This window comes from Gordonia sp. ABKF26 (assembly GCF_041103195.1).
Taxonomy (GTDB): domain Bacteria; phylum Actinomycetota; class Actinomycetes; order Mycobacteriales; family Mycobacteriaceae; genus Gordonia; species Gordonia terrae.
This window is the reverse complement of sequence record NZ_JBGCVZ010000003.1, coordinates 3,901,764-3,928,684: the sequence shown is the minus strand read 5'-3', so window position 1 is coordinate 3,928,684 and position 26,921 is coordinate 3,901,764. Positions and strand designations below refer to the sequence as shown.

Sequence of the window (26,921 nt, the reverse complement as noted above, 5' to 3'; positions counted from 1 at the left end):
GCCCGAAGTGGGAACTACGGGATCGCAGCAAACCCTGGAGACCGGGGTAACTCCACCAGGATGCGGTCGCGCGGATATGTCGATGTCAGCAGATCGACGATGAACCCCGCTATGCCGCCCCGGTGGTAGAGGTAGAGCGCCTCGCGAAAGTCGACATACAGGACTGGCCACGCTTCGGGATCGTCGCCGACCCGGTGCCAGAATCCGTATGCCCCGCTTGCTCCGCCACCCCACGGGGTGAATCCCGCGGGTATCGCGGCGGCGTTAACCGGCGACTCAGAGCCGTCAGGTTCCACCCAGGTCTGATGATCTTCTACGACGAACTCGCGCACTTCACCGAACACCTCAAGCGCGGCCGGACCCTCGCTGAAGAGATCCTCTCCACCCGCGCCGCCCGGAACCCACACGGTGACCTCGTCGCCGAACAGTCCGGCGCCGTACGTCTCCACGATTAATTTGTAGTCCAAGGGAAGCGTAAGCCCGAGGCGGTCTTCGACGTCGGCCCACTGGACAGCGGCACCGGCTGACGGCGGGGCTACCAGGTCGACAAGACGCTGGAATGCTCCAGTTGTCACTGCTACTCCTAGACGTTCGGGATGACGCGCGAGATGTTGAGTCCGCAGCCCACCGCGCGGATGACGATGCGCTCGGGCACGACCGAACGTCCATACACAGGTATGACGGTGTAGTCGACCTTGCCGCCTCCGCAGGTCTTCAGCGCCCGGTAGACATGATTCTCGACCTGGGACATTCTAGCGTTTGCGCTCCTTGTGATTGCCATGATGTTGCGAGCATCGCCCCCGAGGCCGCCGAGGCGGTTCGCGAGCAGGTGACCGCGAATGTTGAACTTCCCGCCGTAGCCTCGAGGCGTGATTCGGGGAACGGAGGGTGTTCCCTGGTCCCGCATGCCAGCAGATAGGCGACCGCTGATACCCGAAGCACGCCCACGTTCAAGGGAGAACAGTGAGGCTGTCCCGCCGTCGCGGAAGCGGACCTCGCGCGATCCGATGGAGTTCGTTCGGTCGCTGACAACGTTGGAGCCGGGCCGGTACTGCTGAGGCGCCGGGAATCCTGGCGTCGGGTTCGTCTGTCGCGGGGGAGGCGGCGTTTGGCGCGGCGGCGGTGCGTTTCGCTCACCAGGTCCAGTCGGTGGACGAACATCGCCGAGGCGGCCCTGGGACTTACAACGGGACAGTTCTCCGTTGAGCGCGCTGCGCTGTGCGACGAGGCGCGACTTCCACGAGTTGTAGTAGGCAACCTGCCCCGGGTTGCCGCCACCCCGAGCGTTGATGGCGCCGACTTGGCTGTTGTAGGTGTTGGTTTCGCGTGCATAGGCGTCGAGCCGTGACGGCAGCGTGTCGCAGTTGGTCGCGGCGTGCGCTGGAGCGACGGCGGACGGTGTCGCATGGAGCCCCGCAGCAAGCAATGCGGCAAACAGCAACAGGATGACGAGAGATCGGACTCTGAGCATTTGTTCCCCCGAGTAGTGATCGTAAGCGCTGGAGTGTCAGCGGCGATCTACATAATGCTGGGGAACGAGTCGACCCGGGACTTCTTGTCTACAGTTTGACCGACCACCGTACGTACGTGGATATCGGACTGCGTTGAAGTAGGAGTAACCGCACGCTGGTGGGCGGTCCGCGACTCGCGTCTACCTCGTCGATCATCGTCAGCAAACGCCCGGCGACCAGAAGTCTGACCCCCGCTGGGGTTCTCCCTGAACGGCAGGTTACTCGCAGTACCGTTATCATAGGCGCCGGGCCGACCAGCCGACATATCACCCAACTGCCGTCTACGTCTTGAATTTTTCAGAATTTCATTCTCTCAACCGATTTTGCGCAGCCATATGCGAAGTCGCGACTGGCTGTCTTCGAGACGCCTTAGCATAGAAATACCCGACCGCGTAGACAATGTCGATTATTTATCTTGAAGGCGATTCGGGAGATTCGAATGGACAGCCACACATCGATACCTGCACCGGACCCTGCAGTATTTGTCGGACTCGTACCCGTTGAACACGACGAATTGCAAGGCGGTGAACCCGACGGCTTGGCTGGCTCGCTGGGCTTGCAAATGGTCTATATGGCGCTCGGCGAACGAGGCGTCTGCGAGACCGGCCAGAACGGAGGCATCCCCCTACAACGTTACGTACGAGCGTTCTGGCCACAGTCAGGCCCTCAGCCATGGTGCGCATTCTTCGTTTCGTGGTGCTACCTGCGAACAGGCAACAGACGGCCTCCTTGGGCAAACCCCGGACTTGTAAGCTCCGTACGCACTTGGGCACGCTCCGCCGGCATGCTTCATTCGCGGCCCAAACAGGGCGACATGTTTGGTACAGGTTCGACACACATGGGTCTCGTCCGTGGCGTTAACAACAACGGCACTTTCGTCACACTCGAGGGCAACACATCTACCGGCTGCGTCACAGGGTTTGTCCGTTCCGCTTCGACCTGCTGGTTTGCGACGCCGCGGTAATCAGCACCAGTCACCGTAGCACGACGTGACAAGAAGAAGGCTCACTCCTCAATCGCTACCAACTGTCGCCGATCGGCGACCTTTCGCGAGAGGACTATAGAATGTCATGGACTCAGACTAAGCAGGTAATCGGCGTCGGTCTGCAGGCGCAGCGATTCCGTCCTGTGCAGACCGCTGAACTCGAGTCTGCTCAACTTATTGCGCACGCTTCGGGCACGGTTTTGGAAAGAGCACTCAATGGAGTCGCCCAGAATCCAGACTGGATCGAAGTTGGAACCCAATTGAACCAACTTCGAACGCGCGCCTACGTATCGCTCTATGTGCGACGAGATACGAGTGACTTGGAGATGGTGCCCGTCTATGGATGGAGCGGGGGCCTAGGTCTGCAGACAGTTGAGCAACACCTCGACTGGGTTCACAGCGTAACGAGCAGGCTCTCAGGGGCTCTAGGCCGGTTCACGTTGTCACCTCCAGTAGAAGAGGTGATTTCCAAAGGAATAGCGTCGACACCTCCGCTGCTTCAGTCGCTAGCCAGCGTTGTGCTCGATCTCAACAAGTCACGAATGCCGAACACCACAATGCTGGCGGTCGATTCTGATGGTCTATCAACCGAGATTCGAGAGCGATTCAATACAGCGGGAGTGTATCGCAGCAGCGCGAATCCTCTCACGCTCAACCGACCCCTAACCTACGCTGCGGTAGTAGATGGTGCCAGCCTCAGTGTTCACGGACATAACGATTGGTTTTCACTGGATCTGCCTGAGCTGAGTCGCTCGCTGCCATTTCTGTACCAGAATCTCTGAATTCCAACGAGTGCAAACTCCAATTTCAAAGCCTCCTCATGTCAATCCGACAGCAGACACCCCGATCTCCCTCCGCTTCGAGAGATTAGACATGCCGAAGTCAGTGAAGGCTGGTCTACTACGAATAGTTAAAGACAATGTCAGGTTCTGGTTGGTTACGGAAAGCGTTGAACTCTAGTCTCGAAGAATCCTTGCTTTGCAATCTGATTGCCGAGGGTAGCTTGCGCATCGTGTTGAATGTCCACTGGAACCGCGAGTCCACAGTCGTTACAGAATTTTGTATACGCACCTACAGCATGTCCGTTCGGGCAACCAATTGCGCCGTGAGATTGCGACCATCGGGGACCATTGAGTTCGCCCCATACGACCGGGGCCTGCTGTGGAGACACTTTAAGGCCAATCGAAACACCACACCAAGGGCAGAACATTGCATTCACCGGGACGGCGTGATGATTTACGCACTTGCTCCCCTGATTCGAGACTCCGGTTATTTGCATAGAGCGTCCTTCCACTAAGTGAGTTGATGAGAAGGTTGCTCACGGAGGCGGATCGAAGCCGATGTGCACATGGTTGCCATGACCCCCGATCGAAGGTATCCGGCGCCCGTTGTCATATGCCCCAAGAGGATCGTAGAAAAGCTCGCAGACGCCCATCCTGTTCTGGGCATGCCTTTCGTAGGCCCTGAAGAATCGCGCCATTCCTTGTGCTGATCCAGCAACATCGATTGCCCTGCCGACGTAATGCAACGAATTAGGCGTGTGCGTGCCATTTCTCTCGGCGGTCACACGCAGACCGCATTCTGCCGCAGTGCGCCGTATGTTCTGCCGCTTGACTTCTAGTGTGGCATTCTTGAACTGCTCTCCAGCCACTGTGTTCTCCTGTCACTGACATCAGTGACTGCGATTTTAGTACGATAGGTATCAGCCTTGGCGGTTTTCGGAAATCTCGGTGATTCGAAAGGGTTAGAAATGCTAACAGTTCCTGGTTCCGTTTGCCTACAGCGGCGGGAATCGTGCCGGTCTTGGCTATGGGTGATGCGAGCAGACAAGCACATGACGCGGGAGGACGTGCCGATCCCGATCGTTGGGAAGGGCCTGCTGTACGAACTCAAGCGTGTCGATGGAACGTGGCGGATCTACGACATCGGCAGCAATGTCGTGCGTCCGACGCCCCCGCGACGGTAGGGATACACGCGATGGACTGGCACGCTCCGTGGCTGGTGCCGTCGTCTCCGAACATGGAGAACACTCAACGGTGGACGAGCTGATCTCCGCGGCGCGGACGGTGGTCGCCGGCGGGTCGCGCGATGACGTCGTTGCAGCGGCACACTAGCACGTGGAACCAGGCACAAGAGCCGAGGTGCTTCGATTCTCTGAGGGCTCGAGCGAGGCTGAACGACGCTCCTCACCGGTCTACGAGGTATTACGCCTGACGTACCGTTCCGGGTACTCGCCTGACGAGATTGCCGAGGCAGAGGAATGCCTGGGGCTACTGATCCTGTCGGAGTGGACTGAGTACCTGACGGGGCAAAGCGTGTTCGTGGGCGGCTGGCTCGAGACGGTATTTCACTATGGTCTGTTCTCCCCGAAAGACATTGCCGAGGTAACCAATGCCTTCTTGGAGTGGGTGCCGTCGAGGGGGTCATTTTGATTGCCGACGATAGAAGCGTGAGTTGGCTTCAGCTTGACACCGGTAAAGAAAACGATGGCCCTGTTTTGCTGGCCTACTAGTCTGCTGCTGAGTGAAGCGAAACGAATGTCAGTGCAACGGTATCCAGGAACTGATCGCCAGAATTGAGAACCGCAGTTTCGAGTTCGATGATTACGCACCGGACTACCGTTCATGAAGGGACTCGCCCCGTTCGGGGTGCCTACTCAGGGAGGTATCAAGAGAGCTCCTGTCCGCCAATCGGACGACCGACGTTCCGGCCAATCCGCATATGAACGAGTCGTCGGGCATCCGCGAAGCGTACGTAGTCGCTCTGTGTTAGGGTGCCGAACGCGGCGGAAACTGGGGAGGTTCCGCAACTTACATCCGGAGGGGAAAGCAATGGCGCGACAAACAGTCGTAAAGGTCACTGACGATATAGACGGCAAAGAGTTGGATAGCGCGGTGACCGTCACGTTCGGGTTGGACGGTAAGCAATACGAGTTTGATACGTCGCCCGCGCATGCGGAAGAGTTCTTCGCCGGTCTGGAGGCGTACGTGGCGGCGTCGCGGCCCGTCGGTAGCGTTCGCGGCTCGCAGAGTCTTGCGCAGCGTCGTCGACCTGCTGGACAGAGCCAGGCGATCCGGCAGTGGGCACACTCAAACGGCTACGAGATCAGCGCTCGCGGTCGTATCCCCGCCGAAATCGTCGATGCGTTCGAGGCCGCGCACTAGCGCCCTCAAGTGCGTCCTCAGCCGAGGTAGTACGTCGAGAGATGAGTCACTCGAACCGTGATGATCGGTATCGTGGTCGAAAAGCTCTTGAACGACGTGCCCCTGCCGCGTGAGGCATTCGCGATAGCGCCTTACGTTGTGCTCTCCCGTGTCTGCCGCCTTCGACGATGGAACCGGTTTGACCGTCGGTGCGTCTAAGACCCATGGACGATCCACCATACGAACCAGGGTGTGAGGCGTGCGCACGACTCGCCTCCTCTAGCGCAAGCAGAACGTGGTGGACACGCTTCGATGCCATCGAAGTCAAGTCCGATCACGTGCCCGGCGATCCGACCGTCGTCCGCTACCTCATCGCCGATCAGCTTGCGCCGGGGCGCCTCGCCTAGTTCGCCGCTTCGTACGCCTCCACGACGTCGCGTGCAATACGCCCGCGCGGTGAGACCTCAAGCCCGTTGGCTATAGCCCATTCGCGAATCTGTGCGTTCTGCGAGAAACTGGCCTTCGAGGCGCCGTTTCGCTTCGATGAACCGCGAACCTGTCGTCGCCCGCCAACACGCGTGGACGCAGTCAGCAGCTTGGCGACCGTTACTTTGCCTTCTTCGATCTTGTCGAGGTTGGCGGGGGAGACGTCCAACTCGTAGTCGACGCCCAACCACGTCCAGGAGACAGTACGGGCTGCTTCGGGATCGAGCTCGCGTCCGTCGAGATCGTCAACGACGGTGACTGTTTGAATTCGGGCCATGAGGTTGAGGCTAGCGCACTGGGTATTAAGACGCGCTTACGTCCCTGGGCTCGGGGATATGCGGAGTGAATTTAAATCGCATATTCGAAGTCGATCGAGATTAACTCTGATCCGTATCACGGTGCAGCCGGCGGCCGAATAGTTGGTACACACGCATCGGCTTCTGCTCCTCTGGGCGCGGTGTCTGCGCCTACCTCGAGAATGCCTGGCCGGACCTGGGTGTCACGACTTCCCCATTGTGACCACCAGGCCCGGCACGACGGTCGATCGCTAGTTTTCCCGTCGGACGCCTTTGAAGGGCTTCCCATCCGCCTTGACGTCCATGAACCGGCCGGTGTTGGAGTTCCGCTTGATGTATCCGCTCTTGGTTGAGACCTGGGTCCGTGAACGAACGGAGCCGCGGCGCGAACCGCTTCCGGTGTTCTTTGCCACCTCAATCACCCCCTCTCGCTCTCTCTAGCGGTGGCGCAGCAACCGTTCATGCCCGCCGTTGTAGCTCCCAGGTGACTGCCTGGTTGTTGTAGGGCGGCATCACATTCCCCTTTGCGATCGGGGCGGTTGTCGAGGGCGTCGACTGCGCCTTCCACACGCCGCTGACGGGGCACTGCTGTCCGGTACGGGCCGTGATGGCCATGCTGACTCCTAGGCTAGATTCGCGCGCTTCGAAAGTGAAACGCTGATACGAAACTACAACATGATCCGGAAGTGCGCCAGCGCATCGAATCTGCAACACTTGGTAGCATGGGAGCACAGCAAAGTTGAGCATGAAGCGGACTATCGATACGGACGCTCTGTACGCGGCGCTCGACGCAGTTCGGCGTGAGAGGGGGGTCTCGATGCGACAGTTGGCGAAGGACATCGGAGTGAGCCCCTCGCTCCTGTCCCGACTCGCGAATGGCTATAAGCCAGACGCCGAGGGTCTGATGACGTTGACGGCCTACCTCAAGATCCCGGCAGAGCGGTTCGTTGCGGGGGAGCCTGGGCAGAGCGACGATGTCCCGAGTCTGATGACCGAGATCGCGCCGCTACTACGGGCGCGGCCAGACCTGGACGCTGACGACGTGAAGTATCTCGAGGACGTCATCGATGCTGCGGTGCGGTTGAAACAGGCGGTGCGGTCGAAACAATGACCATGCCGCGCGGAACCAAAGCTGAGCTTCGACGTCTTGCTGCAGAGCTGCGCCTCGAAGTGGGTGCCGGGAACAACGGCGTCTTCGATCCGTTCGCTCTCGCTGAACTGTACGGCGTCACGGTGATTGAGATGTCGACAGTCGCCAGTGAGGAGTCACAGGACCACTTTGGCGCTGCGGGTTACAGTAAATTCTCTGGTGCGCAGATTCCGGTCGGTCCGTTCGGTTCGGTGATCCTGGTCAACGATCTGCATCCGATGACTCGCATCAGGTCAACGGTTGGTCATGAGTTGGCGCACGTGGTACGCGAGCATCCTCACACTGCGAGGTTGCTCGACGCTAACGGCTGTCGCACCGACAACCGTGTTCACGAGGAAGAAGCGGACTTTCTCAGCGGCGAGCTACTTCTCCCCACGGACGTCGCACGTAAGCTCGCTATTCGTGGCATGTCCGCTGCCGTGGTGGCGGACATGTACGAGATAAGTGAGCAAATGGCGCGGTGGCGAATGAACATTAGTGGAGGACAGCAGATCCGGCGTCGCGCGTCTGATCGGTAGACCAGCTAAGCCCGGCGAGACGCCAAGATCGGTACCTGGTGTTCCGCGGGCTGACCTGGATATGCCGACCGCCCGACACCCGCGAACGAGGCTCATCGCGCAGCGACAAATGCAGCGGCGGATGCAATCGCCTCGGCCAGCGAACCATCGAGATTCTCGCGCGGCCAAACATCAGAACTGCCATACGCCCACATGATCGTCCATTCGCGAACTGCCCCGAGGAGATGTTGTAGCGCAGGCACTGTGGTCGATGGGCGCGGATAGTTGGCACTGTGACCAACGGCCGATCCGTTGGCGCGGTTGCGCACGACCTCGGGCCGTGTGGCGAAGGGATCAGCATGCTGTTCGTTGTTCTCGGGGTACGAAAGCATCAGCCATGGCTGCGCGGCGTTTGCGTCGTCGCCAGCGCGACGGTAGATGCGGTATGCGGCGGCAAATGTGGCGCGAACGTACTCCTACTGTAAGTAGTTGCCGGTGAATGGAATTCGGTCGCACACCTCGAAGAGGCGGTCGATGTCGAGCGGTTCGGCGGCAGTGGCGATGAGGAGCACCGGTTCGAACAGTTGCCTGGTGCCGGCATCGCCCGCGAGATTCCCCTTCGCTATTGCTCGCTCGGCGAACTTCTGCCCTTTGGGGGTCAAGACGTCGGCGTGGTCGTTGATCCAGCTCTCAACGACCGGCGCGACCTCTGCGGTCAGGGCCTTCCATTCTTTGGCGGAGATCTTTGCGGGCATCTGGCTACAGGTTCAGTCCTGGCGCAGGGGTCCCGGCCTGTTGCTGCTGCGCCCGCGACCAGAGATGCTCGATCAAGTCGGTCATGGATGATTCCTTGATCGGGTCGTAGGTGGCTGAATGACGACGTCTTACGGTGCTGCACGGCGGATTGTTAGGCGACAACCTGCTACTCGTACCCGAGAGCCTGCCGCACGAGGCGCGCGCTCTCAACGCTCGGCGCGTCTGGAGTGCCGGGCAGCGTCAGGTACAGTCCGCCGTCTTCCTCTGAACGAATGATGTCGCTGCCATTGAGCGGGGCGAGATCAAGTGAGACAGAGTCGCTGAGGTAGGTGTCCCATCCGACCGGGATCTGACGGGTGGACGAGTCCCAGCATTGCGCGTCTCTGAGTTCGTAGGTGTGCGCGCTGAGGTAGTCCGGGTGCCAGGCGCGGACCAGAGCAGCCATGTGATCCTTCACGGCGCGGGCCACCAACACTTGATCGTCGCTATCGAAGTTCAGCCTGGCGAGGGTGTGATTGCGAACGCCACGCGGGCCTTCAAGACCGGCGCGAATTCGGCACTCGACGGCGTAGTCCTTAGCGTCGGTGAGTCGATAGACCTTGATGTCGAAGCCCGGCTTGGGGCGGCGTCCGCCGGCCGAGTCGAACGTGGTCCGTTCGATACGCCCCATGAGATCGGAGACATCTGAGGCATCGTCGAGGGAGTCGTAGATGTAGGTGCCGCCCTCGTTGCGAGGAGTGACCCACTCTCCGGCTGGCTCGTTCGGCATCGCCAGCACCATTCGGGAGGTGGACTGGGCGGCCGATTCTAGGGACTGTGCTCGCCAGTCCCAACCGCCAAGAATGATCATCGAAGTCACTTTGTTATTTCTCCGGTGGGATATGTTCGACCCGGATGCGATCACCGAGTCCGAGGTCTTCGATCTGACGCTTTATTGCTTTTTCGAGTGCCGGGGTGGCGACGCGCCATTCAACTTCGGCGTCGTGCTCCTCGGCGGCGTCGTACTGACGCTGCAACTGATCGGGAAGCTGTTCTGCGAACTTGGTGTTCTTCCGGATCGATCCGTCGTCCTCGATCATCCAGTCGTAGCTGGAGGTGCCTTTCGCTTCAATCCACGTCTCTCTGGAGTCGTCCGAAGCAGGCTCCATGCCGTCGACCTTAATGGCCCCGCTGGGGGCGTCTTCCGACGGAATCCGGTAGGTCACACCCGAATCGGTGCCGGTGACTTGCCGCTCATAGTCGCTGGCTTCCTTCGACCATCCGGTTTCGTTCTCCGGTACCCATTCGCCGCTCCCGCCTCCGGTCGTATCGATATTGCTGCGACTCAGAAGCTCGTTGATATCGATGTCGGGAAAGTGCTCGATCGCCCAGGAGATGGCCAAGGCCACGCCGACAGTTGCCGCGGCTGCTGCGAACGCGACGGCGGCAATCTCGAGGAGGCTGGCGCCCGCGAGCGCTCCAAGGAGCAGCGGGAACGCGACCGTCTGGATTTTGCCGGAGCTGGCGTTGTCCGCGTTCTCGAGTTGGTGGTAGTAGCGGGTGATGATCGGTTGCCAGAGTGCCACCTTGGCCTCGGCGTCGTCGCTGCCCGTATCGGCGGCCGTGACCTGCCAGGTGTCGCTCACCTTGCAGCCATCGGCTTCGGCGGCGTCTGCCTGCGCGAGCAGAGCAACCGCGGCGTAGTGCATCTCGGTGAGGCCGTTGTATGCAGCATCGCCTGCCTGGGTGACGATGTCTGCGGTCCGGATGTTCGCGGTGTAAAGCTGGTCAATCGTCGCGAACGCGTTCTGATACCCAACACCGGACCATCCACCTTCACCACCCAGGTTGCTGCCGCCGTCGCGGATGCGCGTGCTGGCCGCCTCGAGCACGCGCGCCTGCGATGTGAGCGAACCTCGCGCCGTCGTCGCCGCAGCGGCCGCTGTCCAGGCTCGGACAGCGGATCGGGTGAGTACTGTCACAGGCGCAACTCGCCCTCGCGGAGTTGGCTGGCGGAAGTCGCATCAGTGTTCTCGTAGGAGGCCGCGGCGTTGACGACGCTCGGACCTACCGGCTCGGACTGCTCGGCTGCGCGCGTGATCGCAGCCTTCACGGCAGCGTCGAGCACCACTAGCGACAGTGCAGTCTTGCTGCCCGCGACCTGCTCTGACGCCGCGGCGAGTTGACTGTCGCCCGCGGCGGTAGCGATGTCGGTCGATGCTGCGCCCACGGCGCCGCCGTACGTGCGCATGTCGTCGGGTCGAGCCGAAACGTTGTTCGTCATAGATCCCCCGTCTCTATGTCTCGGCAACAGTGTGTCAGATCCGGCCACTGCACATATTGAGCGATCCACAAGCGATGTGAGTTCAGGGTTGACGTCGCCAGGGAGGGGCATGGGGTTCATGTCGGGGTCCCAATCTACCTGCCCGTCGATGTCCGACCCCCGCCAGACTGGCTCCCTCCAGATCCCCGTCTATGTCTGGTGAATCGCCCGTCGTGCCTGCATAGCGGCGTGGGGTTGTCTAGGCTCTAGCAATGGCATCGGACGATATCGCCGAATACTCGCACGAGGAACTGACGGACGAGCACCTGCGCCAACTGGCCAAGATCGCCCACGACGAGGTCGAGACGTTCTTCAGGCGGAACCCACACCTGCACGCGTACCAGGACGCGTACTTGCTTTCTGCACTCACCCAGGGAGGCGCCCTGCATTACGCCTCAGGAGGTCGGCATCGTGTCAAGGATTTGGATATTCATTCGTTCTTTGTGCGAATCGACCCTGAAAAGACGCAGCTTCGCCGACAGCGGCAAGTGATCGATTTCGGTACATCGGTGTTTGGACGGCATCCCGAGGATGTGCGCCTGGGACTGAAGGGTCGCCACGTCGACTCGATATTCCGGCTCGTCGACACTGCGCAGTTGGGTGACGACCCTGTTGAGGCGGTCCGGCGCTATCTCCAGGAAAGTTCGACGCCGACCGCGTTCCACTTGCGTCAGAAGGCGGTCATCGCGCTTGATCCCCCCGCTTTGTTCGGCACGGTCGTGTGGCACAACCGCACCGCGGAACTGAATCCTGGATACGACACCTGACGGGCGTCAGGATCATGAGAGTCAGAAGCCATCGCGCAGTCCTTACGGAAATCGGAGTGACTGTGGCCTCAGCTCAGGCCTGCTGACGCGATCACGCTCGCCAAAATAGACGAACCGACAGCGGTAGCAGCCGAACAAAGCTGTGTCACATAGTTTCTGAGCACGGACACCGTCCTTCCTACATGCGCGAGCACATGGGTCCGTTCGAAGAACTTCGAACCGAATTGTAGAACAACGGCGAGCGCGAACAGCAGTGCAACTGAGCCCAGGCCACCGGAGCTTATGGTTGGTGCACCTGAACTCAGGCCACAGTCACTCCGTGAAATCGTAGCACTGCCCGCCTGAGGACTATCTCACCCCCCAACTGGGTGATTGACATGGGTTTGTCCCCGGGCTTGGCAACCTGTCGAGGACGAGAAGGGAGCTCAACTTGCCGTCGCGCGCGGTGTCTACCGTGATCTGTTCACGTAGCAGACTACGGTGCCGGACGAAGGAAGGTGGGCTCGAATGCGCTGTAGTTTCCAGCACTGGCGACTATGCGAAGCTGACGGGAGTTCGCTCGACGGACAGTGCGCCCCTCGTCGAACTGGCACGCTAGCTTCGTCAGGCTCGGAGAGTTGGACTTGACCGCCTTTTAAGTTCCGCGACCGGATGGCGCTCTCGCCCACGCGGAGAGCGACAACCGCGCCCGTCCGTAGCTCAACTGTCGCACAGGTGCGTCATCAGGATCTACGAAGTGCATGCGATGGGGCCGATTACCGTAAACCAAGCAGGAGTGCGTTGTGGTGATACAAACTGTGCAATCGGCAGATGCGCGGCCTAACTGCCGCTCGGTTGAGCCACGTACGTCGGATTCGCATTTAGACGCTCGGCTGTTGGACGCGATAGGGCCTCAACGTCCAACCGAACCGTTGCTAGCACGCCGTGTCCGCTTCCATCAGTCTTGGTATCGCGCTGCAGTGTTGGGTATTCCACAATACGGGCACACTGCAGGCCGGGTGCAGCGTCCCATGGGTAGCGTGTTAACTGATCGCGATGCGTTGGCTGCACGAAACTTCACGTCGCCCTGCGCTCGTCGCCTATATGAGCGGCGCCGTTTGGAGGGTTGGGGCGTCGACCCGGTCAGGTGTACGAAATACCTCACTTCAAGTCAGGCGCTCACCCTCAACCTGCTAGGTCCATTAAGCGAGTACCCATTATGGGCTGCAAGGGTTCTGGGGCGAGTGATGGAACGACCGGACGTTTATGAGGTGGTTCGACTTTGGGTTGAGTTCGCGCCACGCCGCCGCAGCCAGTACTTGGACGATATGACTCGGATCGACGCGCTGATCGAAATGCGAACATCTAGGGGAGCAGAGCTCCTCGCAGTGGAAATCAAGTACTCCGACCGGTTTAATAGTCGTCAAGTCTACATCGACAGGCGGCCATACCGAGACTTGGCTGCGTACACAGGGCTCTGGCGGAGCGTGAACGCAGCGTTGCAAACGCCGCAGGTCAATCAGTTGGTTCGGTGCCACGCGCTGGCAACGATAATGTCGAACGACCTGATCGGGAAGGTCTCCACAGCCAACCTATTGGTGGTGCATCACACAGAAGACCGACCGTCTCGCCAAGTCGCAGAGGATTACGTCGGGTATTTGAACGATCCTGCCATCGCTCACGTGGCGACGCTGGACGCATTTGTTGAGGCGCTCGCCGGAACGGCAGTTCAACCTCGCGAACGGCTGATCGCAGCGAACTTGCGCGTACGGTATACGGCTGAATCTGAAAGCGAAGCAGCGTGGCGTATGTCGGGGGACCGATCGTTGAGAGTCAAACACCGGGACGAGCGACATGACTCCAAGCGATGAAGTCTGGTCCGGGCCATGCGAGTTGTCTAGCTGGCGCCTTGATGCCGTGCTCTAGCCATTCGTCCACCCACGACATGTTGCTGGGGAGAAAAGGCAATGCGCCGATACCGACCTCGTCGATGGCCTTGAAATATTGATGATCGACCCAATTATGTGAGTCATACTCCCCGAGCGGGAACAGAGCGACTGCACGCACAACCGGTCGCCCCGCGCCGTACTTTGGGTACTTGACGGTTATGGCGTCGCGGTACCTGTGTAGCTGGCCGATCGCATCGGCGGGCGGACCCGGGCAACCGAAGGTTTGTACGTAATCGGGGGTTGTGTCCAGCCGATACTTCGCATCTAGCAGGAGGAGTACAGGCGGCATATCGTCTCGCATGATCTCGACAACGATGTCGGGGCGCTGGGGGCCGGAGCGCATCGTGTACTCTCGGTTGTAGGTGACCCTGGCTTTACATGTGTCGGTCTCAACGCTCACGGTGCTCCGAGCGCCGGGCACGACCGTGAGGCGCACACCGGTGTCACGAAGTTCCACAAGGTCGAAGATGTCCACGGTCGCTCCCAGCACCTGCGAGACCTGATGCACGACGCTTAGGAAACACCATATTTCGTAGAGTTCGGAGATGTCGCGAATTGGGATGTTGATGGCCTCGCCGCCCACGATCAATGACATGTTCAGTCTCAGGAGCGCCTGGTACGCCTCTCGGTACCCGGGCTGCCCCTGAAGTGTGAGCGATGTGAACGACTGCGCTACCCATTGGGGTGCGTCGACGAATGGCGACTTGGAGAGGAAGGGCGCGAGGGTCGATTCCATGGAAGCCAGTTCGTTGATAACCGATTGTGTGCGGGCGTTCGGCTTCCTATCGGGCCGTCGGATGAGTGTCGCACGGTAGTCCTGGCGCAGTTGCGCCAGTATGTTGGTCGTCCGCTCAAGTTGGCTTCTGAGCCAACGATTCTCCGGGCTATTAAGTGTCTCGTATGGCTGCGATGCCGGTAGACGTTCCCGGTGAGGACCGATGCCGTCAATAGTTCCCCAGGTTCCCTCACCTTGTCCTCTTGCGATGGCCCGTCGCGTCGCCGCTGAGGCACGCCGAATGCGCTCGGCGGGCACCATTCGTGTCTCTCGAAGCAAGTGTCGATGTGGGTTCGCCACGACGTAAGACAACGCCTGCTCCAGTGAGTGAATCTCCTCGCGCAACAGAAGGAGCCACTCAATCTGGCGGGTGTCGTCGCCACTACCAGTGCTAGCACCTCTGGTAGTGGCGCGTAGGAATTCCATTACCAATTGGCGAGCCAGGCCACTGACGCCAGCGAGAAGATCCTCGTAATCAGTTTCGTAGTCCAGTTTTGATGGGCGGACCTCGACGATGACCTCGATCTCGGATTCGCCGTCATCGATAACGAATCGGCTATCACCGACCTGGGATCGGAAGTTTATGTTACCGCTCAGTACATCGTCGTGTCCTGGGATGGGTCGCACGTCGCGTATAAGACTCGGGTCGAGGTGGGCCACGTGCGGTTTGCTACCCCGTCGGCTCACCACGCTCAAGCGATAGTTGGTCTCCTCTAAGAGCCTTGCTCCAACGTCGTCGTACATGCGTCCGCTTGGATGATGTGAATCGCCCCGGGTTTGCTGGAGGCTCGGTTAGTTGGTTCCAGCGTTTGCGGGGACCGGGTTCTCACGGTAGCTGGTGACGGTTTGGGTCGACCAGTAGGCGCTCTCGTACTCGACGGGTGGGACGTGTCCGATCTCGCCGTGCAGGCGGCGGTGGTTGAACCATTCGACGTACTCAGCGACGGCGATCTCGACCTCGCCCACACCTGCCCAGCCGCCTCGCGGGCGCATCACGGGGTTACGGATGCATTCGGCTTTGAACAGCGAGTTGAACGCCTCAGCCATCGCGTTGTCGTATGAATCCCCTTTGGAGCCAACAGATGTCACCGCTTCGGCTTCGGCCAGTCGTTCGGTGTAGCGGATGGCTCGGTATTGCACTCCGCGGTCGGAGTGGTGGATCAGCCCGGCCACGTCGTGGCCGGCACGCGACCGTGCCCACAATCCCATGTTCAGGGCGTCGAGGGCGAGGTCGGTGTGCATGGTGGTCGAGACCTGCCAGCCGACGACCATCCGCGAGAACACGTCCAGGACGAACGCCGCGTACACCCAGCCCGAGTGGGTGCGGATGTAGGTCAGGTCCGCCACCCACAACGCGTTCGGTGCCGCCGCGGTGAACTGACGGTTGACCCGGTCAGCCGGCCGGGGTGTTTCAGCTCCCTCGCTGCGCGTGGTCTTGCGTGTCTTGAGTCTCGCTATCCCTTGCAGCCCATCGGCTTTCATCAATCGCTCGACGGTGCAGCGGGCAGCACTATGGCCCTGTCTGCGCAATTGGGCATGCACCTTGCGGGCACCGTAGACGCCGAGGTTGTCGGCATGCACCGCGCGGACCTGGGTAAGGAGCTCCCGGTCACGCACCACACGAGGCGCCTCGGTCTTCTGGGGGCTCAGGTGGGCTCGTACCGTGGACGGAGCGATCTGGGCGGACGTATCGCGCAATGCCGCACAGATCGGATCGACTCCGTGTTCATCGCGGTGAGCCGCGACGAACTCCACGATCAGCGCTGTGGGCGGTCGATCTCCGCCGCAAAGAAAGCCGAAGCCTGCTTCAAGATCGTGTTCGCTCGCCGCAGTTCACGGTTCTCCCGCTCCAACGCCGCGATGCGGTCAGCGTCCTCACTCGTGGTGCCCGGGCGGACCCCGCCGTCGATCTCGGCCTGACGAACCCAATTGCGCAACGCCTCGGGATGGACTCCGAGCTGATCGGCGATCCGCTTGATCGCACCTCTCGACGAATCGGGATCTCGTCGCGCTTCACATGCCATCCGGGTGGCCCGGTCCTTGAGTTCCTCACTGTACTTGCGTGGTGCTGCCATGCTCTCCATCCTTCACAGGTTCGAGAGCCTCCGACAGACCCGGGGCGGTTCAATGCGTCGCATTGTCTGTCGCTACTTCCAAAATGCGGTCGTGGTTGTCTGTTCTGATTCGAAGGTGTGGGGCCTGTCTCGCCGCACGGTTTTCCCAGACGCTAGCGCGGTTTGGGCCTTCGACTGTGATGTCCCAGCGTTCAGTCTGGATGCGGAGGCTCACGCGTCAGACCCAGTACGATGTAAACCCGGTCTGGTCCAGGCGCCGCTGCATCAATTGAATCCGCTCGTGGGTTCTGAGGAATCCGGATGGGCTTTCAGAGTCGGCGGTGTCCGAGCGGCCCGGTGCTGTCCATGATTCGAGATCATTGAGGACATCCCGGAGTAGAGCACCGCCGCCCTGAATCCTGGGAAGTACCTTCATACTCAGGCATAAATCGAGCGGCGCGATGACCGTCTCATCGCGGTCCACGAACTGCTCCTTAGATCCCATCGCGTTGAGGCAAAACAAGGCCACCTCGTCGCGAACCCGGAAGCCGACTTGGAGTTGCGCCCGCTGCAAACTCTCGTTTGCGCGCACCAATGCGTTCACGGACTCGACTACAGCTTGAATGGACTGAGGGTCGGGAATGTCCGCCAGGCGGAGGTGGGCCGGCGCCCATGCCGACGAACCCCAGCTGGATGGGCTCGGCGGTTTCCTCGCGCCGGTTGACACATAGTCTGCGAGATCGACTTGCGACAACTCCAGGACAAACGCGCGGTCGAGGACCTTCTTAGAGAATCCGTGCGTGGTTTCGTCCATGTTTACCGTGCCAATGATTGACACGTTGGCTGGGAGGTAGATCGAGCTCCAGTCCACCCCGTCCTGGTTCGGTGCCGAGAGGTTAAGCGGCTCGGTCACTATCACGCCGTTTTCCCACCGGCGATTTTCCATGACGCTCAGGACCTCCGCGAAGTAGTACTCCACTCGCGCGACGTTCATCTCGTCTAACACCATGAAAAACTGCGTTTCCGGCGTACGTATTGCCCTCTCGCACAGCTTCAGTAGGTGCCCCGGCACAAACTCCGAGTTGAGACGCTCATAACCGAGCAGGTCGCTGGAGTCCGTCCAGTCGGGGCGGACAGGAACGATGACCGCCTCCGCGCCGGTAGCCTGCGCGATGAGCTGCGGCAACTTGGTCTTCCCTGTGCCGGAGATGCCAGCCAGGATCAGAAACGGCTTCGTTCGGATCGCGGTCACGAACGTGGCAACTTGCCAGGGGTCAAATGTGAAGCCCGTTCCAGCAATGTACTCCAGTACCTCAGATAGACGGCCCCCGTCATTGGACGCCACCTCCTGCGGGCCAGACGCATGGTGCGGAAGATAGGTACTCGGGTCAGCAACGTCGTTGATGTATTGAAGCGTCACGATAGCTCCGATCCTGAATCGGCTTCGTCTGGCGTGTTGGACGTTAATTTGAGACCGTCCGCCGAACCGGCAATTTCGCCATTGAAGCCGTCTTCTTCGGTGTCCTCATCCGAAAGGCGGAAGACGGCGGTTATGTCGTCTTCTTCGAGCCCAAGATCTCTGACGAACCTGCCTTCCAAAGCTGACCGGTCTGGCGTCGTTCCGTCTTTGCCTTCTAGGTCGGCACTGCGATAGAACCACACCGCGGCATCGATTAACCTCGGGCGGTCGTCATCCCTGCGACTCTGGATGAGGAAGGCGCGCAATTGCGTCGACGACAGCGTGCGCCGTTTGATCGACTTCGGTCGCGTGTTGAGGATTTCGAACGGCGAGTTCGCCTGGGTGGCCCAGCCGTGCATGGTGTTGGATGGTCCGTTCGAGCGGAACTTCCGACTCTTGAAACCTGCCTGGCCACCGAATGGATTGAAGTAGGGGCTGTCGGCCTCGTCATCCGACGTCCAGCGAGTAAACTCCTCCAGCGCCTGAATGAACACCGGCACGGATTCAGCGACCGCCGTTTGGTCGACACCCGCGAGCCGCAGCGCCCTAACACCGATCAAGAACTCACACAGTCGCCCCTTCGCAGACGACCGGCCAAGTTGCTCGACAGCATGTCTGATTTCGGCACCTGCAAGGTACTTGGGCACTAGTCCTCCGAGGCGGCAATCTCGCGAAGTGAGTCGGCCATTTCTTCGCAGTAGTCACTGTTTAGATCAATCCCGATGCTGCGAAAACCATTCTTGCGAGCAAAGCGCAGCGTAGTGCCACTGCCGCCGAATGGGTCAAGCACCACTCCATTCGCTGGAGTCGTGGCGAGCACAGGGATGCGAACTAACTCCTCAGAGAAAGATGCCTTGTGCTTCTTCGATCCCCGCGACGGCCGAACGACCCATGTGTCTAGTGGAGGAAGGGTCCGTCCATTCGCCGACAACCTACCGACCGGTTCCCGATCGTAGTAATACCAGCGCTCCTTCGTCATATGAAACACGTACTCGTGACTGATTGAGGAGCGATCACGGACCTGGTCGGGGATTGGGTTGGGCTTCACCCACACGTTGTCGTTACGGATTAGCCATCCAGCATCCTGCATGGCGATTGCGAATCGGTGAGGAATTAGGAGAAGCTGCTTCGGACGAGCCCACCCCCCATCGCCTGGGAGGTCTTGCGGGCGCACCCCGAATCGGCGAGCACCTTGCTTCGCTTCGTTGCTCTTGTGTGCGCCTTTGCCACTCCAGTAGGTGTCCCCGAGATTCACCCACATACTCCCTGTGTCCTTCAGGACCGGGCGACACAGCTCAAACACTTCCACCAACGCATCAACAAACTCTTGGGGGTGCTGCTCCAGACCGATCTGGCCATCGACACCGTAGTCCCGTTGGCCGTAAAACGGCGGCGAAGTCACGATGCAGTCAACCTCCAGCCCCTCGTTCGCCAACACCTGGAGCACCTTCGACACGTCTCCATGAAATACCAGCGAACGGTCATCGGCGTAGTACGCGCGATCTTGGAGTGTCTCGCTGCCGAATGCCGCCTGAGGTGTCTCGATTGGGTGCAGGGCTCGATTGGCCGGTGTGTCCTTGAGCTGGCCATTGGGCAGTCGGGAAGCAGTCGACGGAACGTCGGGACCTAGTGGCGCCCGATTCGACATACGCTCTTCCTCTCGCCGAACTGCACGTTTCTCGCCAAATCTACCCACGACGGCCGACTGCGCTCTGGACGACATACCTCGACACTCCGTAGGGCTTCGCGCCACCTGGATCGTAGGGCGTCGCATCTGCCACGGATTGTGTCAATACGACCAGCCCGTGACCGCGCCGGCTCGGTCACGACGGCCGCGACGGCGGAATCTACCATGTGGAACTCAGGGGGGTGAATGGGCGGTTTTGCTCGCCGTCGCGCGCAGACAACCGCGGGCCCGGCTGAGCTGTCCCGCGTTGCGACATGCTGCCGGGGTATCGCGGGTAAACGGATAGCACCGTTTCAGCTCGTCGCAGGCGGGTCGAGGTCGAAAACGAGTATCGTTCTGCACGTGATCACGTCCGGCCAGCACCGGTGTCCGCCCGTACATCTGTTTGTTTTGCTCGAACAGGTGTACGATAATAGTAGATGCCACGTGGACATCACCACACCAGCCGTGACGAAGCAGGCCGCATGAACGGTCACTTGCGGATGCTGGAGAACCAGCCTTCACACACACGACGATCCACCCGGCCAAACCGGGCTGATCTCGTCCGCGAGGGTAACCCGTGGAGCGGTGTGGTCCAGGTGGATGTTCCGTTATCGGCCGCGACTTACGAGACGGCGATGAAGGTCGTGAGGGCAGCTCGTGAACTAGATATAGTTGCTTCCGCCTATTTCGAGGGCGCGCTATTGCAGATCGTCTTTGATGTTCCGGGCGACACGTATGAGTCCCGAGTGATGGTGCATCGGGTCGGCGAGCAGGCGCGTGCCGTGCTGGAGCATGGCGTTATCTTCAGCGAGGACATCGAGTGCTGGGACGCGGATAGCAGCCCAGATGTTGCTCCGAGCCTCGGCCGGTCAGCGTTGCGGCTTGTTCCCGATCCCGATAGTGACGGCTAGCAGCCCGATCCTGCGCGTTACCAAAACGTCGTCTTGCAGCAGGTCCAGAAGGTCCCGTCGACGGTTAAGATGGTCGAAATCGCCGCGCGGGAATGGAGCTCACCGTGGACGATGCTCAGACGACCAGCCGCTGGTTCGCCCCTTACACATTCGAAGACGAGCTGCGTGACGACATCTGCGACATGGCGAGGCTTCTCCCTCCCTCAAGCGTAGTCATCCGCGACGATCTCGCCGAACTTGATGCAAGTAGCCTAGAGATCGAGTACGTACGAGTCGTCAAGCTGGTTACCCGGTACTTCGCGCGAAGGCAAATCTCGCCGGACGGAACAACCGGCTAGTAAGGATATGCCGCGAGCGGCGGCTTGGTCCGTGAAGCCTTGAGTCGGCACTCCGGATCGCTCGAGGCTCCAGCCACACGACTGTAGCGTGATGGCTTATGACATCGGGGCCAGGTTGGTTCGAGGATCCTGACGACCCGCGCCGAGTCCGATGGTGGGACGGAACGCAATGGACCGAGAGCACCAATCCGGCACGGCCCGCGAGCATCGTGACTCAGCCGCCACTACCGCAACCGATCACGGGCAGGTATCGGTGGGTTCTGGTAACAGTCCTCGCCGTACTCTCAACGGTCGCGATCGTTGCCTTTCTCGCCGGGTATTAGACTCACACTCAGGATTCGGTAGAACCGGGACCAGACAAGCCCTCCCTATCCGTAGCGGGGTCACCTCCGTCGAACGCTGCGACGCGCTCTCGTACGCCGACAGCCAGTCCAAGTCAACAGTCGCGGCCTGATACGTCGTCCCAGACCACACCGCAAACTCCCGAGTCACCACCGGGAGTAGCCTTAGAATCCGGGACGAAGATGTGCCAGCTCGGCGCAAGCGCCGGCGCGGTGTACTACCTCTATCTCGTCAGCAAAGATGCCCTCGACTTCTCCGCGTGCACAACTCGCCCTCGGTAGAGGCGGACGGTTATTTCATCGTGGGGGACCCCGCCTTCGGACCGAACGTGGATGTACGTTGCCGCATAGATCCCGGCGGCTATATGAACAACGCTGTCGGTACGGTCTACTCGTCGTTGGAACCCGCCAATCTTCAGGAGGCTCTTGTATTGTGCGGCAACGTAGGCGGCTACGGGCCCTGACCGAGAGGCGACTAGTTCGTCCGAAAGTCCCGGGGTCGTCGCCGGTATCTGATCGTGGCGCGGGCACAGGTGCCAGAAGCAGCTGTCGATGAAGACGGCGACCTCCCACGGCGGGAACGCGACATCTGGAGAATGAGGCGACCGTGCAGGCGGAGGGGATAGCCCTCTCTGAAGCGAAGCCCGGTTGGTGCGCGATCCTTACGACCACGTTTTCCAGGAGCGCGACGAATGGTGCGTGCTAGTCGTCCGGCATGTCGTACCGCTGGATCGTCTCCGGCTCCGTCACAGTAGGTAGCTCGTCCGGCACCGAGTCGGAGGCTGCGAACCAGCGGTCAATCTCGCCTGCCGGCACACGGGAGAGTGCATCCCTGGCATGCTGGATCTGCTGCAGGGTGTTGTTATCGATGAGCATGGCGGCACCTTCGTCGTAGATTATTGAGACTTCCCAATCTTCGCTACTGGCCCCGGCCGGATCAAGCATTTGACTCCAGCACTACCGTCCGAGTGCAGTGCTTGACAGTCATGACCTGCTATTTTTCGCTGGCGCCAGCTGTTCGGCGAACGTAACGGCTGATGCCATACTTTTCGATCGGGTACGTACGAGTCGCGAAGCTGGTCAACTAGTCCATCGCCTGGATCGAACCTCGCCGGACGAGACAACTGTGTAGGTCTCTCGGCCGCGAACGGCAACGCCGAAACCGTCACCGCAGCGTGATCCCGTTTCGTCGCAGCGTGCGGGCAACCGTGCTGCCGGCGACGCCGTACTGACGACCAAGTGCCTCGGTCGAGCGGCCGGATTGGTACTCCGCGATGAGGCGGTCAAGACGAGCACCCTCGAAGGCGCGGTTGGAGCGAGTTGGCTGATCGCTGCGCTGGAGATGGTGGGTCACGGTCATGCGGTGGATGTTGTACTTCGCGGCGAGATCGCGGGTCGTTGCTCCTGCTCGGTAGTCGTTGACCAGCTGTGCCACTTCCTGCGGAGAGAGGCGACGTTGTTGGCGGATGGGGTCTGCGGATCGTGTGGGCGATTCGACGGTCTCGACATCCGCGATTGACATGGCCGTGACCGCCGCGTGTAGACGTCCGAACTCGTCGGTTTGGCTTGAAAGAGATTCACGGAGGCGCACCATTGCCGCAGAAGCGCCACTTGAGATCAGAAGCGCCGGTGACAACCGGCGCACTTGGCTTCGAGTGGCGCTTTTGCTTTTGTCAAACTCTCCGGCATTGTCGAGCCGACCCGGACGACCACCTCACAGATACGGCTCGGTGAGCATCTCCAGCAACTGCCCGGACGGGTCCTTGAAATACACCCGGCGGCCATCCTCGGTCGAGACCTCGCCGGGTCGTCGCATCTGCGGATCGGCCCAGTGTTCGATGCCCTGACGACACAAAGCGTCGTACCCGCGATCGAAGTCGGCGTCGTCCATGAGAAAGGCCATGTGTATGGGCTCCGCGACCGGTGCCGGTGCGAACTGCAACAGCGTGTCGTCGTCGAGAAGGATGTTCACGAACGGACCCCAGCTGGGGGCCGGCCGCGCGCCGAGTACGTCGAGGTAGAAGTCGGCGGATCCCTGCGGATCGTGCGCGCCGATGATGATGTGGTTGAAACTGACTGGCATGACGAAACTTTCGTCCCGGCGCCTCCATGCCTGACGCGGTCCGCCACCGGCACGCGACGCTGGACAGAGCATGACACAGTATCCCAGCGAATCGCCACGAACTCCGCGCACAGGTCACTGTGGGCGAATAGTCTCCGTCTGTGCTGATCCGCTGGAGAATTCGCAATGACTTCGCTCCCGACCTCCGCCGGGTCGCCCTGATCGCGCCCGCGCAGCTCGTGTCACGACGCACGCTCCCTGTCGTCCGTCGGCTGTACCGGGTCCGCAACGGACGGGCGCCGGTCACCACCGCGACGACGCCGAGCGGGGTCGCGGTGCGCGTGTTCCGTCCGGCACACTCTTCGGGACGGCTACCCGCACTCCTGTGGATTCACGGCGGCGGTTACGTCACCGGCAGTGCCGCGCAGGACGACCGCTGGGCGCGGGCGATGGCCGAACGTGCCGGCATCGAGGTGGTCACGGTGGATTACCGTCTGGCTCCGGAACATCCGTACCCCGCGGCGATCGAGGACTGTCTCGACGCACTGCGGTGGATGACGGACCAGCCGGACACCGACACCACCCGGATCGCGATCGGCGGCAACAGTGCCGGCGGGGGACTGGCGGCGGCACTGGCCTTCCGGGCGCGCGATGACGGGGTGGCGGTGCGGTTGCAGCTGTTGACCTACCCGATGCTCGACGACCGCACACGCGAACCCGATCCGCACCATCGCCTCTGGAACGCCTCGGCCAACGCCTTCGGATGGTCCAGCTATCTGGGCGACGCCGACACCCGCGAGGCGGTCCCGGCGCGGCGTACCGACCTCGCGGGGTTGCCGCCCGCGTGGATCGGTGTCGGCACCCTCGACCTGTTCGCCGCCGAGGACCGCGACTATGCCGAGCGGCTTCGCGCGGCAGGGGTCGAGTGCCAGGTCGACGTGATACCCGGCGCATTTCACGGATTCGACATCGTCGCGCCCCGGACGGCGACCGCGCAGGACTTCTTCGCCCGTCAGTGCGAGGCCGTCAGACGCGCTCTCGCGCACGACTGACCGGACCGGGCCGCCTCAGCCCGTCGGCAAGTCGATGCGCCGCAATGGGTCTCCCTCGTCGACGAACAGCATTCCGCCCGGACGCAGGGCCCGGGCCACGGCCCGCACGGCCGCGTCGTAGAGACCGGGGTGTCGCCCGTCGAGAGCGCCGACCCGCAGCGCGAACGCCAGGTCGAACGGGATGCGATCGCCGAGGACGAAGTCCTCGACCGCGCTGCACTCGACGTCGAACCGGTCGGGAGCGAGCCCATCGGCGATCGCCGACCGACGAGCGGCGCTCACGGCCCGCGTCGACCGGTCGACACCCAGCACGAAACCGGACGGACCGACACGCCGCACCACCTCGCGTGCGGCCGCCCCGGGCCCACAACCGATCTCGAGCACGCGCAGACCGGGCGTCAGCGGCAACGCGTCGACGGCGTCGGCGAGGCGTGGGGAGAGCATGGTCCCCAGTATCGTTCGTCGGGCGCGCGGACGGCCCGACCGAAGTTGCTCAGTGCACGGCGCGGACGGGTAGGTCGCCGCTCAGTTCATCGGAAGCGGTTGCGCGCCACGCAGTGCCAGCATCTGGGTGATGATGGCGATCTCCTTGTCCTGGGTTCGCTTCATGCTCGACGCCAGGTCACGGACATAGGCCTGATCGACGTTGGCCGGGTCGGCGGCGTACTCCATCATGTGCAGGCCGCCCTCGTGGTGGCGCAGCATCAGCTGCAGGAACCTGATGTCGACCTCGGGACCCCGCATCGCACGGAACTGTTCCATCTCCGTCGACGTCGCCATGCCCGGCATCGCGGGCTGTTCTGCTGCGTCGGAGTCCGCGCCACCTGCTGCGGGCGCCCCGGACGCCGGCATCGACATGTCGCCGTGGTCCATGCTGCCGTGGTCGCCGTCCCCGTGGTCCATGCTGCCGTGATCATGACCGCCCTCGGTGTGATCCGCGGGATCGGAATGGTCGTGTCCGGAGTCCGAGTCCCCGTGGCCCATCCACGCCATGGTCGCGCCGGGATTGGTGACGGGCTGCCCCCAGCGCGACAGCCACGACTGCATCTGGCCGATCTCGTTGCTCTGGGCGGTGAGGATGTCGAACGCCATGCTCCGCACCTCGGGGTCGGTGCCGTGCTCGAGTTCGATCGCCGCGAGTTCCACACCCTGCTCGTGATGGCGGGTCATGTCCTGGGCGAAACCGACGGCGGCCGAATTCGCCGCGGGCGAGTCCTCACCGGTGGAGTCGTCGGCGAGGCTGGCCTGGATGAGAAGGCCGAGACCGACGCCGAAGAGCAGCAGGGCGGCCCCACCGAGAGCGAGCAGGATCCGTGGGCGCGACGATGTCTCCACGGTGTGCTCGGGAGCCTCGGGTGTCGGTGTCTCGTCCGGGGTGTGCGGACGATCGCTGCTGTCGGTCATCGTTGGGTCCTCGTCGTCTCGTCGTCTCGTCGGGTCGTCGGGCCCGGGGAGGTGCCTGGACTGCCGTTCGGGTGTGACCCGCGTCAGCCCGCGGGCATCGGGTTGGCGCTGCCGCCGTTCATCGGAACCGCGTCGGGGCCGGGCTCGCCCTGGTCTGCCGGCGGGGGATTCGACGGGTCGAAGCCGGGAATGGCCGTACAGGTCGCCTGGGTCTCCGGATACGCGGCGGTCTGCGGATTCTCCGGGTAGACGCCGGGCATCATGTTGCGACGCAGCGCGGTGATGAACTGGTTGACGCGGGGGTCGCGGGCGGAGTCCAGCTTGAGCTGGTGCCCCCAGCTCTGCAGCGAGAGCGGCTTGTCGAGCCCGGGATAGGGAGACAGGAACAGGTACTGCTCGCCGCGGACGAGTTGCTTGAGGTAGTCGAGGTCTTCCGGCGAGATGGTGTCCGGGTTGTAGGTGACCCACACCGCGCCGTGCTCCAGAGCGTGGACGGCATTCTCCGAACGCAGCGGGTTCGGGTACACGACGCCGGTGCAGGTCGCCCAGATCTCGTCGTGGGGACCACCGAACGGCGGCGACTGGTCGTAGGCGACGCGCTGCGTGGCGGTGACGTGGCGGGCGGCTTCGTAGTACCGCTTCGTCACACCCGGGATGGCGGCCGCCGGGTCCGGGTTCTGCGGTGTGGGCACGAACTCGGACACCGATTCGACGGCGACATCGTCCTTCTGCTCGGCGCGCTGCTCGTTGAATTTGGGGACGAGATAGATCGCGAGACCCGCGATGAGGCCGATGACCACCACGACGGCGCCGATCAGCATCCAGTCGACCTGCCGTCCCGTCGCCGAGGGAACGGATCCTGCTCGTTTGCGGGACTTGGGGACGTTCGCCCCGGGTTTGCGCGCCATTGACTTCTTTCCTCATCCGACTGCGGGTGCCGGCGGGCGGGCGGAAGGCCCGGCGCGCGCTCGGCGCCCACGAGTGTACTGGTGGGCCCGGTGGGTCGAGCGGGGTGCGATTGTCGGTGATCAGGCG

General features: G+C 61.6%; 30 protein-coding genes and 1 other annotated feature. Of the genes, 11 read left to right on the top strand and 19 right to left on the bottom strand.

Going from position 1 to position 26,921, the window contains the following annotated elements; genetic code table 11:
* Window positions 1-14: 14 nt before the first annotated feature.
* Window positions 15-575: an SMI1/KNR4 family protein gene (locus AB4Z55_RS18160; RefSeq protein WP_369520227.1), complete on the bottom strand. Its 561-nt coding sequence runs from the start codon at window positions 573-575 to the stop codon at window positions 15-17.
* Between the two features lie 8 nt (window positions 576-583).
* The gene (locus tag AB4Z55_RS18155; RefSeq protein ID WP_369520226.1) at window positions 584-1,441 is read right to left on the bottom strand and encodes a DNA/RNA non-specific endonuclease; all 858 of its coding nucleotides are present in this window, start codon (window positions 1,439-1,441) and stop codon (window positions 584-586) included.
* A 509-nt stretch (window positions 1,442-1,950) separates the two neighbouring features.
* Between AB4Z55_RS18155 and AB4Z55_RS18150 the strand changes: the two genes are divergently transcribed.
* From AB4Z55_RS18150 to AB4Z55_RS18140, 3 genes are all read left to right on the top strand, one after another.
* Window positions 1,951-2,475: a CHAP domain-containing protein gene (locus AB4Z55_RS18150; protein WP_369520225.1), complete on the top strand. Its 525-nt coding sequence runs from the start codon at window positions 1,951-1,953 to the stop codon at window positions 2,473-2,475.
* A 1,837-nt stretch (window positions 2,476-4,312) separates the two neighbouring features.
* Entirely contained in the window at window positions 4,313-4,462 is a 150-nt protein-coding gene (locus tag AB4Z55_RS18145) for a hypothetical protein (protein WP_369520224.1), read from the top strand.
* A gap of 865 nt (window positions 4,463-5,327) precedes the next feature.
* Window positions 5,328-5,660, top strand: a complete 333-nt coding sequence (locus tag AB4Z55_RS18140) for an Lsr2 family protein (RefSeq protein ID WP_369520223.1) — start codon at window positions 5,328-5,330, stop codon at window positions 5,658-5,660.
* Between the two features lie 382 nt (window positions 5,661-6,042).
* Here AB4Z55_RS18140 and AB4Z55_RS18135 read toward each other — a convergent pair whose 3' ends face one another.
* On the bottom strand, window positions 6,043-6,402 hold the full coding sequence (locus AB4Z55_RS18135; RefSeq protein ID WP_369520222.1) for an Lsr2 family protein: 360 nt from the start codon (window positions 6,400-6,402) through the stop codon (window positions 6,043-6,045).
* A 764-nt stretch (window positions 6,403-7,166) separates the two neighbouring features.
* Between AB4Z55_RS18135 and AB4Z55_RS18130 the strand changes: the two genes are divergently transcribed.
* Both AB4Z55_RS18130 and AB4Z55_RS18125 read left to right on the top strand, forming a co-directional pair.
* A complete protein-coding gene (locus AB4Z55_RS18130; RefSeq protein ID WP_369520221.1) occupies window positions 7,167-7,532 on the top strand; it encodes a helix-turn-helix transcriptional regulator in 366 nt (121 codons plus the stop codon).
* Entirely contained in the window at window positions 7,529-8,089 is a 561-nt protein-coding gene (locus AB4Z55_RS18125; protein ID WP_369520220.1) for an ImmA/IrrE family metallo-endopeptidase, read from the top strand. The genes AB4Z55_RS18130 and AB4Z55_RS18125 overlap by 4 nt, the downstream gene beginning before the upstream one ends.
* 92 nt (window positions 8,090-8,181) lie before the next feature.
* Here AB4Z55_RS18125 and AB4Z55_RS18120 read toward each other — a convergent pair whose 3' ends face one another.
* The 5 genes from AB4Z55_RS18120 to AB4Z55_RS18100 all read right to left on the bottom strand — a co-directional run bounded on the left by AB4Z55_RS18120 (window position 8,182) and on the right by AB4Z55_RS18100 (window position 11,087).
* The gene (locus AB4Z55_RS18120; RefSeq protein WP_369520219.1) at window positions 8,182-8,460 is read right to left on the bottom strand and encodes a hypothetical protein; all 279 of its coding nucleotides are present in this window, start codon (window positions 8,458-8,460) and stop codon (window positions 8,182-8,184) included.
* 84 nt (window positions 8,461-8,544) lie between these two features.
* On the bottom strand, window positions 8,545-8,823 hold the full coding sequence (locus AB4Z55_RS18115) for a hypothetical protein (protein WP_369520218.1): 279 nt from the start codon (window positions 8,821-8,823) through the stop codon (window positions 8,545-8,547).
* 167 nt (window positions 8,824-8,990) lie between these two features.
* Window positions 8,991-9,674, bottom strand: coding sequence for a hypothetical protein (locus AB4Z55_RS18110; RefSeq protein WP_369520217.1), 684 nt, complete (start codon window positions 9,672-9,674; stop codon window positions 8,991-8,993).
* Between the two features lie 13 nt (window positions 9,675-9,687).
* Window positions 9,688-10,695 (bottom strand): Tox-REase-5 domain-containing protein, encoded by a 1,008-nt coding sequence (locus AB4Z55_RS18105; protein ID WP_369520216.1) that lies wholly within the window; start codon window positions 10,693-10,695, stop codon window positions 9,688-9,690.
* Window positions 10,696-10,781: 86 nt separating this feature from the next.
* Window positions 10,782-11,087 carry a type VII secretion target gene (locus AB4Z55_RS18100; RefSeq protein ID WP_369520215.1) on the bottom strand — a complete coding sequence of 102 codons (306 nt, stop codon included), beginning with the start codon at window positions 11,085-11,087 and terminating at the stop codon, window positions 10,782-10,784.
* A gap of 251 nt (window positions 11,088-11,338) precedes the next feature.
* On the opposite strand from AB4Z55_RS18100, the gene AB4Z55_RS18095 reads away from it, so the two are divergent.
* Both AB4Z55_RS18095 and AB4Z55_RS18090 read left to right on the top strand, forming a co-directional pair.
* Window positions 11,339-11,893: a hypothetical protein gene (locus AB4Z55_RS18095; RefSeq protein ID WP_369520214.1), complete on the top strand. Its 555-nt coding sequence runs from the start codon at window positions 11,339-11,341 to the stop codon at window positions 11,891-11,893.
* A gap of 782 nt (window positions 11,894-12,675) precedes the next feature.
* Window positions 12,676-13,743, top strand: a complete 1,068-nt coding sequence (locus AB4Z55_RS18090; RefSeq protein ID WP_369520213.1) for a hypothetical protein — start codon at window positions 12,676-12,678, stop codon at window positions 13,741-13,743.
* On the opposite strand, the gene AB4Z55_RS18085 is transcribed toward AB4Z55_RS18090, so the two are convergent.
* The 5 genes from AB4Z55_RS18085 to AB4Z55_RS18065 all read right to left on the bottom strand — a co-directional run bounded on the left by AB4Z55_RS18085 (window position 13,706) and on the right by AB4Z55_RS18065 (window position 19,757).
* Window positions 13,706-15,256: a DUF2357 domain-containing protein gene (locus tag AB4Z55_RS18085; RefSeq protein WP_369520212.1), complete on the bottom strand. Its 1,551-nt coding sequence runs from the start codon at window positions 15,254-15,256 to the stop codon at window positions 13,706-13,708. The genes AB4Z55_RS18090 and AB4Z55_RS18085 overlap by 38 nt on opposite strands.
* Window positions 15,257-15,388: 132 nt before the next feature.
* A protein-coding gene (locus tag AB4Z55_RS18080) for an IS3 family transposase (protein WP_085949824.1) occupies window positions 15,389-16,671 on the bottom strand; the annotation gives its coding sequence in 2 pieces (ribosomal slippage) (window positions 15,389-16,383 and window positions 16,383-16,671; 1,284 coding nt in all).
* Window positions 16,265-16,393 (bottom strand) — a sequence feature (AL1L pseudoknot). (Overlaps the previous gene by 129 nt.)
* 217 nt (window positions 16,672-16,888) lie before the next feature.
* Window positions 16,889-18,070, bottom strand: coding sequence for an McrB family protein (locus AB4Z55_RS18075; protein ID WP_369520211.1), 1,182 nt, complete (start codon window positions 18,068-18,070; stop codon window positions 16,889-16,891).
* Entirely contained in the window at window positions 18,067-18,756 is a 690-nt protein-coding gene (locus AB4Z55_RS18070) for a hypothetical protein (RefSeq protein WP_369520210.1), read from the bottom strand. Before AB4Z55_RS18070 ends, AB4Z55_RS18075 begins: the two co-directional genes overlap by 4 nt.
* Window positions 18,756-19,757 (bottom strand): site-specific DNA-methyltransferase, encoded by a 1,002-nt coding sequence (locus AB4Z55_RS18065; protein ID WP_369520209.1) that lies wholly within the window; start codon window positions 19,755-19,757, stop codon window positions 18,756-18,758. Before AB4Z55_RS18065 ends, AB4Z55_RS18070 begins: the two co-directional genes overlap by 1 nt.
* Window positions 19,758-20,215: 458 nt before the next feature.
* On the opposite strand from AB4Z55_RS18065, the gene AB4Z55_RS18060 reads away from it, so the two are divergent.
* The 3 genes from AB4Z55_RS18060 (at window position 20,216) to AB4Z55_RS18050 (ending at window position 21,350) form a co-directional block, all read left to right on the top strand.
* Window positions 20,216-20,689, top strand: a complete 474-nt coding sequence (locus AB4Z55_RS18060) for a hypothetical protein (RefSeq protein WP_369520208.1) — start codon at window positions 20,216-20,218, stop codon at window positions 20,687-20,689.
* A gap of 104 nt (window positions 20,690-20,793) precedes the next feature.
* Window positions 20,794-21,027, top strand: coding sequence for a hypothetical protein (locus AB4Z55_RS18055; RefSeq protein ID WP_369520207.1), 234 nt, complete (start codon window positions 20,794-20,796; stop codon window positions 21,025-21,027).
* A gap of 98 nt (window positions 21,028-21,125) precedes the next feature.
* Window positions 21,126-21,350 (top strand): DUF2510 domain-containing protein, encoded by a 225-nt coding sequence (locus tag AB4Z55_RS18050; protein WP_369520206.1) that lies wholly within the window; start codon window positions 21,126-21,128, stop codon window positions 21,348-21,350.
* A 720-nt stretch (window positions 21,351-22,070) separates the two neighbouring features.
* Here AB4Z55_RS18050 and AB4Z55_RS18045 read toward each other — a convergent pair.
* From AB4Z55_RS18045 to AB4Z55_RS18035, 3 genes are all read right to left on the bottom strand, one after another.
* The gene (locus tag AB4Z55_RS18045; protein ID WP_369520205.1) at window positions 22,071-22,313 is read right to left on the bottom strand and encodes a hypothetical protein; all 243 of its coding nucleotides are present in this window, start codon (window positions 22,311-22,313) and stop codon (window positions 22,071-22,073) included.
* 220 nt (window positions 22,314-22,533) lie between these two features.
* Window positions 22,534-22,890, bottom strand: coding sequence for a hypothetical protein (locus tag AB4Z55_RS18040; RefSeq protein ID WP_369520204.1), 357 nt, complete (start codon window positions 22,888-22,890; stop codon window positions 22,534-22,536).
* Between the two features lie 192 nt (window positions 22,891-23,082).
* A complete protein-coding gene (locus AB4Z55_RS18035; protein ID WP_248645186.1) occupies window positions 23,083-23,451 on the bottom strand; it encodes a VOC family protein in 369 nt (122 codons plus the stop codon).
* A 140-nt stretch (window positions 23,452-23,591) separates the two neighbouring features.
* Here AB4Z55_RS18035 and AB4Z55_RS18030 point away from each other — a divergent pair, with 140 nt between their 5' ends.
* Window positions 23,592-24,482 (top strand): alpha/beta hydrolase, encoded by an 891-nt coding sequence (locus AB4Z55_RS18030; protein WP_369520203.1) that lies wholly within the window; start codon window positions 23,592-23,594, stop codon window positions 24,480-24,482.
* A gap of 15 nt (window positions 24,483-24,497) precedes the next feature.
* On the opposite strand, the gene AB4Z55_RS18025 is transcribed toward AB4Z55_RS18030, so the two are convergent.
* From AB4Z55_RS18025 to AB4Z55_RS18015, 3 genes are all read right to left on the bottom strand, one after another.
* The gene (locus AB4Z55_RS18025; protein WP_248645188.1) at window positions 24,498-24,926 is read right to left on the bottom strand and encodes a cyclopropane-fatty-acyl-phospholipid synthase family protein; all 429 of its coding nucleotides are present in this window, start codon (window positions 24,924-24,926) and stop codon (window positions 24,498-24,500) included.
* An 81-nt stretch (window positions 24,927-25,007) separates the two neighbouring features.
* Entirely contained in the window at window positions 25,008-25,886 is an 879-nt protein-coding gene (locus AB4Z55_RS18020; RefSeq protein ID WP_248645189.1) for a DUF305 domain-containing protein, read from the bottom strand.
* A gap of 83 nt (window positions 25,887-25,969) precedes the next feature.
* Complete coding sequence (locus AB4Z55_RS18015; protein WP_033205431.1) at window positions 25,970-26,794, bottom strand: DUF3105 domain-containing protein; 825 nt, start codon at window positions 26,792-26,794, stop codon at window positions 25,970-25,972.
* Window positions 26,795-26,921: the final 127 nt, after the last annotated feature.